12 protein-coding genes are annotated in these 13,852 nt (G+C 58.3%); 10 read left to right on the top strand and 2 right to left on the bottom strand.

Features of this window, described 5'->3' with window-relative positions:
* The gene (locus ACYJRZ_RS27875) at window positions 1-1,608 is read left to right on the top strand and encodes a DHA2 family efflux MFS transporter permease subunit (protein ID WP_459464168.1); all 1,608 of its coding nucleotides are present in this window, start codon (window positions 1-3) and stop codon (window positions 1,606-1,608) included.
* Window positions 1,609-1,683: 75 nt separating this feature from the next.
* A complete protein-coding gene (ku, locus tag ACYJRZ_RS27870; RefSeq protein ID WP_459464166.1) occupies window positions 1,684-2,490 on the top strand; it encodes a non-homologous end joining protein Ku in 807 nt (268 codons plus the stop codon).
* A 39-nt stretch (window positions 2,491-2,529) separates the two neighbouring features.
* On the opposite strand, the gene ligD is transcribed toward ku (ACYJRZ_RS27870), so the two are convergent.
* Window positions 2,530-5,106 carry a DNA ligase D gene (ligD, locus tag ACYJRZ_RS27865; RefSeq protein WP_459464164.1) on the bottom strand — a complete coding sequence of 859 codons (2,577 nt, stop codon included), beginning with the start codon at window positions 5,104-5,106 and terminating at the stop codon, window positions 2,530-2,532.
* A gap of 2 nt (window positions 5,107-5,108) precedes the next feature.
* Window positions 5,109-5,996: a non-homologous end joining protein Ku gene (ku, locus tag ACYJRZ_RS27860; protein ID WP_459464162.1), complete on the bottom strand. Its 888-nt coding sequence runs from the start codon at window positions 5,994-5,996 to the stop codon at window positions 5,109-5,111.
* 239 nt (window positions 5,997-6,235) lie between these two features.
* Here ku (ACYJRZ_RS27860) and ACYJRZ_RS27855 point away from each other — a divergent pair, with 239 nt between their 5' ends.
* The 8 genes from ACYJRZ_RS27855 to ACYJRZ_RS27820 form a co-directional block, all read left to right on the top strand.
* Entirely contained in the window at window positions 6,236-6,853 is a 618-nt protein-coding gene (locus tag ACYJRZ_RS27855) for a DUF47 family protein (protein ID WP_459464322.1), read from the top strand.
* Window positions 6,853-7,857, top strand: coding sequence for an inorganic phosphate transporter (locus tag ACYJRZ_RS27850; RefSeq protein WP_459464160.1), 1,005 nt, complete (start codon window positions 6,853-6,855; stop codon window positions 7,855-7,857). The genes ACYJRZ_RS27855 and ACYJRZ_RS27850 overlap by 1 nt, the downstream gene beginning before the upstream one ends.
* Window positions 7,858-7,997: 140 nt before the next feature.
* Window positions 7,998-9,098, top strand: coding sequence for an LLM class flavin-dependent oxidoreductase (locus ACYJRZ_RS27845; RefSeq protein WP_459464158.1), 1,101 nt, complete (start codon window positions 7,998-8,000; stop codon window positions 9,096-9,098).
* A gap of 130 nt (window positions 9,099-9,228) precedes the next feature.
* Window positions 9,229-10,473 (top strand): acyl-CoA dehydrogenase family protein, encoded by a 1,245-nt coding sequence (locus ACYJRZ_RS27840; protein WP_459464156.1) that lies wholly within the window; start codon window positions 9,229-9,231, stop codon window positions 10,471-10,473.
* Complete coding sequence (locus tag ACYJRZ_RS27835) at window positions 10,470-11,504, top strand: ketopantoate reductase family protein (protein WP_459464154.1); 1,035 nt, start codon at window positions 10,470-10,472, stop codon at window positions 11,502-11,504. Before ACYJRZ_RS27840 ends, ACYJRZ_RS27835 begins: the two co-directional genes overlap by 4 nt.
* A gap of 46 nt (window positions 11,505-11,550) precedes the next feature.
* Window positions 11,551-12,126 carry a TetR/AcrR family transcriptional regulator gene (locus tag ACYJRZ_RS27830; protein WP_459464152.1) on the top strand — a complete coding sequence of 192 codons (576 nt, stop codon included), beginning with the start codon at window positions 11,551-11,553 and terminating at the stop codon, window positions 12,124-12,126.
* 58 nt (window positions 12,127-12,184) lie between these two features.
* Window positions 12,185-12,787, top strand: coding sequence for a DsbA family protein (locus ACYJRZ_RS27825; RefSeq protein ID WP_459464150.1), 603 nt, complete (start codon window positions 12,185-12,187; stop codon window positions 12,785-12,787).
* Between the two features lie 692 nt (window positions 12,788-13,479).
* Window positions 13,480-13,852 (top strand): LysR family transcriptional regulator (locus tag ACYJRZ_RS27820; RefSeq protein ID WP_459464148.1); only part of this gene is annotated, 373 nt, incomplete at its 3' end.

Raw genomic sequence — 13,852 nt, 5'->3', positions numbered from 1 at the left:
ATGAGCGGCGCGGCAACGGCAAACGGAGGCGCGGCCTCATCCGAGCGCGCTACGAACCCTTGGCTCATCGCCATCGTCGTGTCGCTTGCGACCTTCATGGAGGTGCTGGATACCACGATCGCCAACGTGGCGCTGCGCTACATTTCCGGCGGCCTTGCCGTCAGCTCCGATGAAGCCTCCTGGGTCGTGACGACGTATCTCGTCTCGAATGCCATCGTGCTCGTGGCCAGCAGCTACTTTGCGGAACGGTTCGGCCGGCGGCGATTTTATCTTCTGTGCCTCGCAACCTTCACCATCGCTTCCATCCTGTGCGGGTTGTCCTGGAATCTTGAGACGTTGCTCATCTTTCGGATGATCCAGGGTTTTGCCGGCGGCGGCATGGTGCCGACCTCGCAGGCGATCCTGGCGGATGCATTCCCGCCGGCAAAGCGCGGGCAGGCTTTTGCGCTCTTCGGCGTCGCCGTGGTCGTCGCGCCGGTCATCGGCCCGACGCTTGGGGGGTATCTCTCAGATAATCTTTCCTGGCACTGGTGCTTTCTCATCAACGGTCCGGTCGGCGTCTTCGCCTTCATCCTCGTTTATGCCCTCCTCAAGGAAACATCGAAGACGAAGAAGACGCGTGAGGAGTTTCGGCGCAAGGGCGTGCGCTTCGACATTGTCGGTTTTCTGCTGGTTGCGACCTTTCTCGGTTCGCTGGAACTTACGCTCGATCGGGGGCAAACCGATGATTGGTTCGGTTCCAACTTCATCATCGTGACTGCGGCCATCTGCCTGCTATCTTTTCTTCTTGCCATTCCATGGGTTCTGACGAAGGCCAATCCGATCATCGATGGCTGGCTGCTCGGTACGCGGCAATTCGGCTCCTGTTTCATCGTCATGATGGCGGTCGGCGCGATCCTGATCGCGACGACACAGTTCATTCCCGAAGTCGTGCAGGAGAACTACGGATATACAGCAACATGGGCGGGGCTGGCCTTGTCGCCGGGCGGCCTTGTCACCATGGTCATGATGTTCGTTGCCGGACGCGTCAATTCCGTGATTCAGCCGAAATATCTGATCGCGATCGGCGCAGCGATCATTGCGGTATCCATGTGGCAATTGACCAGGCTTTATCCGGGATTGAACTTCAGCTTCTTCGTCTGGTCGCGTCTCTATATAGGACTTGGTCTGCCGCTGATCTTCATTCCGATTACCTCAGCTTCCTATTACGGTCTGAGACCGGAGCAGACCAATCAGGCATCCGCCATGATCAATGCTGCCCGCAATATCGGCGGTTCGATCGGTGTCTGCATTGCATCGAATGTGCTTGCCCATCGCGAGCAGTGGCACCAGAGCCGGCTCGTCGAGCACATCACGCCATCCTCACCCGCCTACCACGATGCGCTGCAGGTCATGACGCGCTATTTTGCCGAGAAGGGAGCGACCATGGCGGATGCGAAGGCGCAGGCGATTGCCTGGGTCGGCCAGCAGGTGCAGACCCAAGCGAGCTTCTTAGCCTATATCGATGTATTCCACGTCCTGATGCTGATCGTGCTCTGTGCCATTCCACTCGCCTTGATCCTCAGCAATGTCGATCTCAAGGAGGGAGGCGGCGGTGGCATGCATTGAGTCTCGGCCGCAATAGCATCATGCCAGGGAACCAGGAAATGCCGGAGATCGTTCCCTTGTATTGGAGGAAAGATCATGGCTCCGCGCTCTTTCTGGAAAGGCTATCTCAAACTGTCGTTGGTCACTTGCCCGGTCGCCATGGCGCCGGCGACAAGCGACAATGAAAAGGTTCGTTTCCACACGCTCAATAGAAAGACGGGCAACCGCATCGTCAGCCAATACGTCGATTCCGTCACAGGCAAAGCGGTGGATGAGGACGATGAAGTGAAGGGCTATGAGCGCGGCGAGAATGACTATGTCATCCTGGAGGATGAAGAGCTTGACGCGGTCGGACTGGAAAGCACCCGGACGATCGATATCGAGATGTTCGTGCCGCGTGACAGCATCGAATGGATCTGGTTCGATACGCCGCATTATCTTACGCCGGACGATGCTGTCGGCGAAGAAGCCTACTGCGTGATCCGCGATGCGATGGCCGCGAGCCGCATGGTCGGCATATCCCGGCTCGTCATGTATCGCCGCGAACGGGCCGTCATGCTGGAGCCCAGAGATAAAGGGATCGTCCTTTGGACCCTGCGGTTCGGCGACGAGGTGCGCGATGAACGGAACTATTTTGGAAATATCGGATCAGAAACCGTGGACGCCAAGCTGATGAAGCTGGTCGGCGAGCTGATAGACGAACGAACGAAACCATGGGATCCGGCGATGGTTTCGGACCCCGTTCAGGAAAAGCTGCTCGATATCATCGCCGCTAAAAAGAAAGGGCGCAAGCGCCCCGCCAAGGCAAAGGTGGAAGAGGCCCCGGCGCCAAGCAACGTCATCAGCATCATGGATGCCCTTCGCAAGAGCCTTTCGCAGGAAAAAGGCGCAAAGAAGCGCTAGTCACCTGCAGGCTTCCGCCGCCAGGAAGGTATTTGTTCGTTAATACTTACGCTTAGCCTTCGCGGACGGCTGCCGCAAGGGTTCGGCAGCTTTCCGGAAGTCTGCCCAGGGATCCGAATGCAGTGCTGCAAGCCGCGTCGGCACATTGAGCACGGTGAAATAATCCGGCCCTATTGCAGGGCTCAACTCCTCCCAGGATAAAGGCGTCGAGACTGCGGCGCCCGGCCGGGCGCGGGTGGAATATGGGGCGACGGCCGTCGAGCCGCGTTGATTTCTTAGATAATCGATCAGGATCTTACCGCGACGCTTCGACTTGGTGATGGTGGAAACATAGCGATCGGGACTGTCGGCGGCCATGGCGTCGGCGATACTCTTGGTAAAGGCTTTGACGGCCGGCCATTCGGCCTTGGCAACCAGAGGGCAGACGATGTGCAGTCCTTTTCCGCCGGAAGTCTTCACGAAAGGGACGAGCCCCGTTTGCCTCAGCCGTTCCGCCGTTTCTTCCGCCGCGGCGATGATCTTGCTCCAGGCGACGCCAGGACCCGGATCGAGGTCCATGATGATCATGTCAGGCCTTTCCCAACTGCCGATCATCGATCCCCAGGGATGGATTTCGAGGACTGCCGCCTGCACGAGGCCGATCAGGCCATTCAGGTCGTCGATGCTGACATAGGGTTCTTCGTCTTGCGGATCTTTCGCCAAAGCGATATTCCTGTTCATGCCCTTCCAGGCATGCTTCTGAAAGAAATGCTGACCGGCGATACCGTTGGGACAGCGTACGAGCGCGAGCGGCCGGCCGACGACGAAAGGCCCCATATAGCGCCAGACCTCGGTATAATAATCCGCAAGCCCCGCCTTCGTAACACCTTCGTCCGGCCAATAGAGACGATCGCCGTGGGTCAAGGATACGCTGCTGCGCGCAGGCTTTTCAGCCGAAGACTTGGCCGTGGATCTCGGTGTTTCGCGGACGATCTCGAGCGGATTCTTGTCTTCTCGCAATCCGCGGAAGGAGGCGTGACGCAAATGGCCGTCCGCCGTCCAGGCGCGAAATTCGACTTCCGCAACCAGTTCGGGCCGCACGAAGCGGACGCCGCGATGTTCTTCCGCAGTCAGTTTGGCCGCAAAGGGATTTTCCTCCGCTTTAAGACGGCTGAGCCTTTTGAAGAGCTGTTCGGCGACGGTGTGTGTGTACCCTGTGCCAACACGACCGACATGCTCGAGCTTGCCGTCTTCATAGACGCCGAGCGCCAGCGAACCGATGGCCTTTCGCGATGTTGTCGAGGGAACCCAGCCGGCGATCACGAATTCCTGCCGAGACGAACATTTTGATTTGACCCAGGTCTTGCCGCGACCGGAGCGATATGGATCGTCGGCGATCTTCGACACGATCCCTTCCAGGCTCAGCCTGCAGGCATGCGACAACAGCAAGTCGCCATTTTCATCAAAATGACTGCTGAAGCGAAGGATCCCGGTTTCGGACGGGATGATCTTTCGCAGCAATTCCTTGCGGCCGATCAACGGCGAGGCCTTCAGGTCATAGCCGTCGAGATAGAGGAGATCGAAAGCATAGAAGACGAAGCGGTCGCTACGGCCTTCGCTAAGATCCGCCTGCAGGGCAGAGAAATCGGAAGCGCCGGCCGCTGGTTCAACGACGAGCTCGCCGTCGATGATTGCGGTGCCGACGGGGAGATCGCGGAAGGCGCCGACAATCTCCTTGCCGAATTTCTGGCTCCAGTCGAGACCGCTGCGCGTCAGCAGCTTGACGCGGCCTGCTTCGATGCGAACCTCGAGCCGATAGCCATCGAATTTGATTTCGTGAAGCCACCGAGAGCCTGTGGGCGGCTTGGATACCAACGTCGCCAAAGCGGGTTCGACGAAGGATGGCAAAGCGGCCTTTCGGGCACCCTTCAGGGAAGATGGATCAACCGGCGTTGCATCCGTTTGCCTCTCTGTTTCGTCGGCTTGCTCCCCGGCGGCATCGTCCTTCTTTCGGACCGTCCTGCGACGGATCTTCCCGGTCTTGGAGGACCAGCCCGGCTTTTCGTTCTCGACTTCGTCTATGATGCGCCCCGTCTTTGCTGATTCCGGTCGTTCTTCGAGAATATCGGCAGCGTCTTCCAGCCGGGCCGCCTCGTCTTCGCCTTTGATCAATAGCCAGTTTTCTCGCTTCTCGCGCGGCTTTCCCGCCATGCGGATCAGATGCCACCGACCGCCGAGTTTTTTTCCATGGAGCTCGAATTCGAGATGTCCCTTTGCAAGGCCCTTATGAGCGTCGCCAAGCGGCGTCCATGAGCCGCTGTCCCAGACGATGACTGTCCCACCGCCATATTCGCCCTTCGGGATCGTACCTTCGAAATCACCATATTCCAGCGGGTGATCTTCGGTCTGCACCGCCAGCCGTTTTTCGCCGGCTATCAGGCTCGGCCCCTTGGTCACGGCCCAGCTCTTCAAAACCCCGTCCAATTCGAGGCGAAAATCATAGTGGAGCCGGCGCGCATCGTGCTTCTGGATGACATAGCTGTTGCCAGATACAGCGATCTTTTTCCTGCCGGTCCGCCCTCTCGGCTCGGTTGTCTTGCTGAAGTCGCGTTTGCGGTTGTAGGTCTCCAATGCCATTGTCAGCTCGCCTTGCGTTGCGGCCGGAAAGAAGATTTCGTTCGCGATTTCGCCGTCTTGCGGGAGACCGTGCCCGATTTCCCGGCGGGTTGCTTAGCGCTAGTCTTACCTTGACCACTCACGCCGGCGCTCTGGCGCAGAGCCTCCATGAGATCGGTGACCTTGGCAACCTTCGCCGGCTTGCGTTGCGGGATCTTCTTGCCCTCGATCTTGGCCTTTACCAGTTCTGCAAGCGCTGCCTCGTAGCGATCGTCGAATTCGCTCGGGTCGAATTTACCTTTCTTGGTGGAGATGATGTGCTTGGCGAGGTCGAGCATTTCGCCCTTGATTTTCATGTCCGGCACATCTTCGAAGGCTTCTTTTGCCGAGCGAACCTCGTAGTCGAAATTCAATACCGTCGCGATCAATCCGTTGCCGTGAGCACGGATCATGACGGTTCGCAGGCGGCGAAACAGAACGGTTTGAGCAATGGCGGCAACCTGCTTCTTGCGCATTCCTTCGCGGATCAACGCGAAGGCCTCTTCGCTCGCAGGAGTGGAAGGGGCGAGATAATATGGTCGATCGAAATAGATGTCATCGATGTCGTCGCATGCCAGGAAGGCCTTTATCTGCAAGACCTTGTCGCTTTCCGGCACCGCAGCGGCAATCTCCTCGGGCTCAAGGACGATGTAATCGTCCTTGTTGAGTTCGTAGCCTTTGACCTGATCCTCGCGAGGCACCGGCTTTCCGGTCGCGTTATCTATGAATTCCCGCCGGACGCGGTTGCCGGTTGCGCGGTTCAGCGTGTGAAAGGAAATCCGCTCGGAAGTGGAAACCGCCGTATAGAGTGCGACTGCCCAGCCGACCTCTCCAAACTTCATATATCCTTTCCATTGCGCACGCGCACTCATCAGCGGACTCCATATCGACGATAGGAAACAAACGGCACCTAGCGGTCATTGTTCCCTGTTGCCTTTGTTTTTGTTGGAGAAGCCGACATAGGCGCGTGGCGATTTTTTTTGATCCGCGAAACTGTCGAAGAGCGTGGTTTCGCAGGCACATTGGCTTTTCATGGCAGCCTCCATCATTTATGACGGATTTATGACAATGCACATTCGGAGCGCCGAGAGTGAACTGGTTCCGTAAATTGATGCCCCGGGAAGATCGCTTTTTTGAGTTGTTCGGCCGGCATTCCCGTACAATCGTCAGCGCTGCAGAAGCCCTGAACGAACTGCTAAGGGGCAAAGACACCGAACAGCACTGCAAACGTATCGTCGAACTCGAGAACGAGGCCGATGACATCACGCGCGAAGTGTTGCTCGCGATACGGCGCAGTTTCATCACGCCTTTTGACCGTGGCGATATCAAGGATCTCATCATGTCGATGGACGATGCGATCGACATGATGCACAAGACGGTCAAGACAATTCGTTTGTTCGAGCAGAATAGCTTCGATCCCGGCATGCAGGAAATGGGCGGCGCTATCGTTCAGGCGGCAAAACTGGTGGCGGCTGCAATTCCTCTTCTCGATCGCATGAGCGCCAATTCCTCCCGCCTCAGCGCGCTCACGGAAGAAATCGTTAATGTCGAAGAGCGTTCCGATGAACTCCATGAGCAAGGGTTGAAGGATCTCTTTCGCCGCCATGGCGCAACGAACCCCATGGGCTATATCATCGGCAGCGAGATCTATGGTGAGCTGGAGAAGGTCGTCGACCGGTTCGAGGATGTCGCCAATGAAATCAGCGGCATCGTGATCGAGAACGTCTGATGGAGGCCACGCTTGCTCTTCCGCTGCTGGTGGGTCTCATTGCGGTGGCATTGTTCTTCGACTTTTTGAACGGGCTGCACGATGCCGCCAATTCCATTGCCACCATCGTCTCGACCCGGGTTCTGCGTCCGCAATATGCCGTCCTATGGGCTGCATTCTTCAATTTCATCGCCTTCCTGTTCTTCGGGCTTCACGTTGCCGAAACCCTGGGCACCGGCATCATCGATCCCCACATCGTCACGCCGCAGGTCATCTTCGCCGCCCTGATGGGGGCGATCGTCTGGAACATCGTGACGTGGGTGTTCGGCATTCCGTCGAGTTCGTCGCATGCTCTGGTCGGTGGCCTCGTCGGCGCCGGCCTGGCTAAAATCGGCATGAGTGCCATTGTCTGGTCCGGGTTGCTGAAAACGGCCGGCGCCATCGTCATGTCTCCCCTGCTGGGCTTCGTTCTCGCGCTTTTCCTCGTGCTGTGCGTGACTTGGATATTCATTCGCCAGTCGCCCTTCGCCGTCGACAGTACCTTCCGTGTACTGCAATTTGTCTCAGCCTCGCTCTATTCCCTTGGTCATGGCGGAAACGACGCTCAGAAGACGATGGGGATCATCGCCGTTCTGCTCTATTCGCAGGGGCATACCGGAGCGGAATTCCATGTCCCCCTTTGGGTCGTATTGTCCTGCCAGTCGGCAATGGCGCTTGGGACGCTATTTGGCGGCTGGCGGATCGTGCATACGATGGGTTCGAAGATTACCAGGCTCAATCCAATGCAGGGTTTCTGTGCCGAGACGGGCGGTGCCTTGACACTGTTTGCTGCCACATGGCTCGGCATCCCGGTCTCGACGACCCATACGATTACGGGCGCTATCATCGGCGTCGGTGCCGCCCGGCGCGTCTCCGCAGTCCGCTGGGGATTGGCGGGCAATATTGTCATCGCATGGGTAATAACCCTTCCGGCTGCGGCTGTAATCTCTGCATTCGCCTATTGGATGACGAATTGGGCCGGATAGACCGTGCCTTCAGGATCGAGGGCATCCTAAGCACGAATATTCTACAAATTTAGTAGAAAAAGAACGACCTGTCTTTCTGAGGCCAGAGGGTCACGCTAGCATTCTGTCCAATCCGATGAAGGAAACTATAGGACATCGATATGCCGACCGAATTCATCAGCGTCACCTTTCCGAATGCCTCGACCGAGCTCAATCCTCTGGAAAACCCCGCGCTCGACCCACAGTTCATCGAGCGCTACGCCCGTTCGCTCGATGATTACGGCTTCAACTATACCCTCATTCCCTATGATAGCGCGTCCTTCGACCCCTTTACTATCGGCGCAACGGTTGCGGCTCACACGAAGAATATCAAGATCATCATCGCCCTTCGACCGAACACGATCTATCCGACAGTCGCGGCAAAATCGCTGGCAACGCTCGATCAGCTGAGCGGCGGGCGTGTGGTCGTCCACTTCATTGCCGGCGGAAGCGACGAGGAACAAGCCAAGGAAGGCGACTTTCTCGACAAACATCAGCGCTATGAGCGGCAAGAGGAGTATATCCGCATTCTGCGACGCGTGTGGCAGTCGAGTGAACCTTTTGACTTCGACGGCCGCTATTATCAATTCAAGCAGTTCCACAGCCGTGTGCGCCCGGTAAACGGCACCATCCCGGTGTCAGTCGGCGGCTCATCGGACGATGCCTATCGCATCGGCGGCGCGCTTGCCGATATCTTCGGCCTATGGGGTGAGCCGCTGGCGGAAACCAAGCAGCAAATCGACCGAATCTATGCCGAAGCGGCGCGCGCCGGGCGCAAGGATCGCCCGCGGATCTGGGTGACTTTCCGTCCGATCGTTGCCGAGACGGACGAACTTGCATGGGCCAAGGCGCATCGCACCCTCGACCTCCTGAAGGAAAATCGCGCAAGGGGTCTTGGCAAGGTGCCGCCATCAGCGCCGTCTCCGCAAAATATCGGCTCGCAGCGCCTGCTCGAAATTGCCTCGCGCGGCGATGTCCATGATCGGGCTCTCTGGTATCCGACAGTGACGGCGACGAATGCGCGTGGTGCCTCCACTGCCCTGGTCGGCTCTCCAAGAACCATTGCGGACTCCATTCTCGATTACGTCGATCTCGGCGCGGATCTGATCTCGATCCGAGGATATGACAACCTCAACGATGCTATCGATTACGGCCGCTATATTCTGCCGCTCGTCAGGGCGGACCTGGCGGCACGAAAGGCACCCCAGCAGGCGGTCGCCTGATCCCGCGTTGTCACGCGCACCAACAAGCAGAATTGGCGAACGCCATTCGCATTGTGTTTGCAAAGACAGGCCATGGCGCGGCAAAGCTCGCGCATGGCACTCCCTGCTGCTTCGAAGAGGCTGATGCAACGTGTCCTTTAATACCAACGATCTGGCGGATGTGACCCGCAAGCTTGCCGCCGCAGCTGCGGCGGCAGATGAATCCAGCGCCTTCCCTTGGGCCGGCATCGAGGCAGTCCATGCTGCGGGCCTGCTCGAAAGCACCGTGGCGCCGCGGTTCGGTGGAAAAGGTGCGGGTATTGCCGATGTCGGGCGCATCCTCGCAGCGCTTGGTCGTGGCGATCCTTCGGTCGCCCTGATCAGTGCGATGACCATATTCACCCATCTCGGACAGGCCGCGGGCAGCAAATGGCCGGAGCCGCTTTATCGACGTTTGCTCGACGACGCGCGCGATCGCCCGATCCTGCTGAACGCGGCCCGTGTCGAGCCCGAGCTTGGTTCTCCCGCCCGGGGCGGTCTTCCGGACACATTGGCGCGTCGCACGGCAGGTGGATGGTCGATCACAGGGCGCAAGCGTTTCGTAACGGGTGCGCTTGGCCTGACCCATTTCCTCGTATGGGCCCGCACCGATGAGACACCGCAGCGCGTCGGCACTTTCGTCGTTCCATCTGAGCTTCCCAGCATCAAGGTGATCGAAAATTGGAAGAGCCTGGGAATGCGGGCAAGCGGCTCGCACGACGTCGAGTTCAAGGATGTTGAAGTGCCGCTTGAGGACGTCCTCGATCTTGTCGATGTTACAGTCGGCACGCAGGACAACCGCGCCCATGCCGCCGGCAATGTCGCGCTCACCGCCATATACCTCGGAGCCGCAGAAGCTGCCCAGGAGGCTTTCATCCGTTTCGGTCATGAACGCATCCCCGCCAATCTCGGTGTTCCGATCGCAAAAACGGAAAGGTTCATTTCCGCAGCCGGTGAAATCGACTTGCTCGTGGGCGGCGCGAGACAGATCCTGTTCAACGCGCTCGACCATTCGCTGGATGAACCTGAAGCGCTCATCAGAGCGCGCCTTATTGCAGCCCGCAACATACGCGATGCGGTTCAGCTTGCCGTTCGTACGCTCGGCAATCCCGGTCTGAATGGCGATCTCGGGATCGAGCGGCATTTTCGCGACATCCAGTCGGTTCTCGTCCATGCACCGCAGGAAGACACGTCTATTTCCATTCTCGGGCGCTCGGCCTGTGACCGATGGAGCCGAAAGACAGAGGAACCGCCGCATCTTTTCCCGGTTGAAAAGGTGCCAGCCGTGCCACTTGGTTCCCGGCAGGCGGAAGACGCGCGGGAGCTCGTGAATGTAGTTTCCGGGCGGCGAGCATGACGCGCTACATCATCATCGGAGCGGGCGCCGTCGGTGCAAGCCTTGCCGCGCAGTTTGAGCTTTCGGGGATAGACTACGCCCTTGTCGGGCGCGGTGCCCAGATCAGGCATATCGTCGATCATGGCCTCGTCTACCAGCGACCCGCCGTCACCCGGCAGATCCGCCTCAATGCTTTCGACACGGCTGAACCGCCATCACTGAGGCAGGAAGACGTCTTCCTGCTGACGGTGAAATCGCAGGATGCCGCCGAAGCCCTCTCCTTTTGGGCCTGGCGTCCAATCGACGATACGGAGGGACTGACTGCCTCTGCCCTGCCGATCGTCACGTTTCAAAATGGTCTGGCAACGGAAGCGGCTGCTCTTAGACTATTTTCGAATGTCTACGGCGCCAGCATCCTGACGCCCGCCCGCTTTACGGAAACCGGTCACGTCGTGGTCGGGGGCGATCCGCAAGTGGCAATCGTTACCATCGGCCGGTACCCGCACGGCTCGGACGAGATTGCGGCCAAGATCGTCGCGGATCTCAGCCGGTCGGATTACATTGCCGAGACAACAAGCGATATCAAGCGATGGAAGGCGGCGAAGCTTCTTCACAATGTGCGCAATGTGCTGGAGCTTTTCGACGGCGCAGACGACGAAAGAGCAACGTTCAGCGCGGCTCTTGTCGAGGAGGCCGAGACTGTTCTCAAGGCGGCGGGCTACACATTTGCATCTCCCTCGGAGCGCACGGTCAGCATAACGCACTGGAAGATTGCCGAAAACGCCGGTATTCGGCCCGGCCAACAATCGACCTGGCAGAGCTTCACGCGCGGCGCCTCGAGCGAAGTTGACTATCTGAACGGAGAAATCGTGCTTCTCGGCCGCCAGCATGGGATAGCGACGCCCTGTAACCGTGCCGCCCAGGAAATTGCCGGTTTGGCCGCGCAACAGGGTGGCTTCACGGCGCTCCTTCCTTTCGCTAGTCTACGCCGGCTTGCCGAGAACTACCTGTCTTCCTCACGCTCACCCATTCGAGGCCGAAAGCGCATCTGACGGGCGAGTCCCGAGATCATGCAATGACGGCATCCGGACCTATGCAATGAAAATTTCAGACCATATCCTGACCACCGCCGGCGCCCTTTTTTATAGGGACGGCATTCGCGCCGTCGGCATCGATCGCATCATCGACGAAGCCAATGTTGCAAAGGCCACACTCTACCGGCACTTTCCATCCAAGGATCATCTTGTCGCGGCCTATCTGACCGAGCGTCACGAACGTGTCCTTCTCCAGTTAAAGGAGGTCATAACCACTGTCGCCCTGCAGCCGCGTGACCAGATCGCCTTGATTTTCGAACGCTTGTTCGAAAAGGCCGACAGCCCAGAGTTCCGCGGCTGCGCCTTCGCGTTGGCGGTTGCCGAGCATGGCGATTCCGAGCGGGTCGTCACCATCGCCCGCGAGCATAAGAATGCCGTGCGCGAGATTTTCCGTTCCGTCATGTCGGCCGCAAGGTGTCCGACCGAGCAGGCGGCTGCGCATCTGTCTCTGCTTTACGAAGGCGCTTTGGCTACGGTCGCCGTCGGCCGCGACCCCCGGTCTGTTCTGATCGCGCGTGATTGCGCGCTGTCCGTTTTCGATATGGCGACCACAGCACCGGGCGTCACATGTGACGCGTAAAGGTCGCTCCAGCAATTTAGATCTGGTTCACATTTGATCCCCTCGGGAGGAAAACTTTATGACCAAAACCATCGACTACTTCTTCGGCATCGGATCGCCCTGGGCCTATATAGGCTTTGACGCGTTTGTCGAACTCGCGGCGCGATCGGGCGCCGAGATCCGGCCCTATCTCATTCCGCTGATCGTCGAAAATGGCGCGATCTACTCGCGTGATCGCCCGGATGCCCGCCGTGCCTACTGGATGAAGGATCTCCGGCGGTGGGCCGCTCTTCGCGGCAAGCAGCTCGACTTTACAAACCGGTCGGCGCTATCCGATCCGACGCCCGCCGGCTTTCTTGTCTTGGCGGCGCAGCTCGATGGGCAGGATTGGACCGCTCTCGCCCGCGCGTTGCAACACGCTTTCTGGGGCGCCGCTGCGGATATCGGCAATGCCGATGTGCGAAAGGCGATTGCCGACGCGGCAGGTTTTGACGGCGCCGCGCTCGAGGCGCGTGCGGCCCGTGCCGATATTGCCGAACTCTGGAGCAGCAATCGCGATATCGCCAAGGAGGCGGGCGTCTTCGGCCTTCCAACCTTCCGCTACGAAGGCGAGCTCTATTGGGGGCAGGACAGCCTTCCCTTCCTGGAGCGGCATCTCAAGGGTGAAAAGCTGGTGGCGTGATACAGGCTGAAAAATAGCAGGCGACTTGCTATGGAAGCATCGCCCGGCAAGAGCTGTCATCGTCCAGCCCGGATGGCTTGGGCGAGGGCAGTCGTATGCAATGATGAATCAGATCGGCGGATGAAAAGGCCGCGGGAGACCAGAGCTGTATTCGTATCATCCTGAACATGATCCAGTTTCTTATCTGGACTTCGCGTCGAGGTCGACCGAAGGATGTCTAAATGGTCAATTTGGCGAGAGATCGAAAGCCTTTTGCTGGAGATCCGTGCGACCCGCGATTGCTTTCGGCCCATTGCAGGCATGTGGAAATGAATGCGCAGTTGTCGGGGCTTTCTTCCCAGAATGCCATTGGGGCCTGATTTCAAAACTCGACGTCACATTTCGTCAGATGAGGAATGTTCTCCGGGTCGATGCCTATGTCCCATAGACGTTGCTCAGTAAGACGACGCAGGTCTCGCTTGAGGTGATGCAGTGTCCGCCTCCGCTGCTTTTCCTCATTGAATCGACGCACTAGATTGTGCATTTTTGAATTAAAAAAATTGATGGTAATTTTGGTCGAGTTCATGGGGCATATTCCTTGCCGTTCTCCCAGTGACCTGATATTTCTCGAATAATTGACATACTCGCATATTGAATGCGGGCAGGGAAACGAGTATTCCTGTTCAGAATTTCAAACTTTCTTTGAAACAAAAATGAGCATAATTCCTGGAATGCGGGCGCTGAGAGCGCTTGATGCCGCGGGGCGACATCTGAACTTCAGTCGAGCGGCCGACGAACTTGGCCTGACCCCGGCGGCGGTCAGCTACCAGATCAAGGAAATCGAAGACCAGCTCGGCCTGTCGCTTTTCAAGCGCACCAATCGCTCGATCCGCATGACGGAGGCGGGATTGATCCTTTGCCGCGCATCCGGTGACGCGCTCGAACTCATGAAGCGTGCCGTCGCGCAGGCCCGCAGGAGCGAGCGCGGCTCCCGCCACCTGAAAATCACCGTCGATCCGGACTTTGCCGTCAAATGGCTGATGCAGCGGCTGAAACGCTTCCGTGGCGCTTGGCCGGAAATCGACG

This window comes from Rhizobium sp. No.120, from assembly GCF_054558365.1.
Note: the sequence above shows the minus strand (reverse complement) of the source record. Positions and strands in the feature narration are given on the sequence as shown.

Bases quoted from the DNA above. Each gene is read 5' to 3' on its own strand.
- ACYJRZ_RS27875 (WP_459464168.1), top strand. From the start codon at position 1: ATGAGCGGCGCGGCAACGGCAAACGGAGGCGCGGCCTCATCCGAGCGC.
- ACYJRZ_RS27845 (WP_459464158.1), top strand. From the start codon at position 7,998: ATGCCGACCGAATTCATCAGCGTCACCTTTCCGAATGCCTCGACCGAG.
- ligD (WP_459464164.1), bottom strand. From the start codon at position 5,106: ATGGCATTGGAGACCTACAACCGCAAACGCGACTTCAGCAAGACAACC.
- ACYJRZ_RS27850 (WP_459464160.1), top strand. From the start codon at position 6,853: ATGGAGGCCACGCTTGCTCTTCCGCTGCTGGTGGGTCTCATTGCGGTG.
- ACYJRZ_RS27835 (WP_459464154.1), top strand. From the start codon at position 10,470: ATGACGCGCTACATCATCATCGGAGCGGGCGCCGTCGGTGCAAGCCTT.
- ku (WP_459464162.1), bottom strand. From the start codon at position 5,996: ATGAGTGCGCGTGCGCAATGGAAAGGATATATGAAGTTTGGAGAGGTC.
- ku (WP_459464166.1), top strand. From the start codon at position 1,684: ATGGCTCCGCGCTCTTTCTGGAAAGGCTATCTCAAACTGTCGTTGGTC.
- ACYJRZ_RS27855 (WP_459464322.1), top strand. From the start codon at position 6,236: ATGCCCCGGGAAGATCGCTTTTTTGAGTTGTTCGGCCGGCATTCCCGT.
- ACYJRZ_RS27825 (WP_459464150.1), top strand. From the start codon at position 12,185: ATGACCAAAACCATCGACTACTTCTTCGGCATCGGATCGCCCTGGGCC.
- ACYJRZ_RS27830 (WP_459464152.1), top strand. From the start codon at position 11,551: ATGAAAATTTCAGACCATATCCTGACCACCGCCGGCGCCCTTTTTTAT.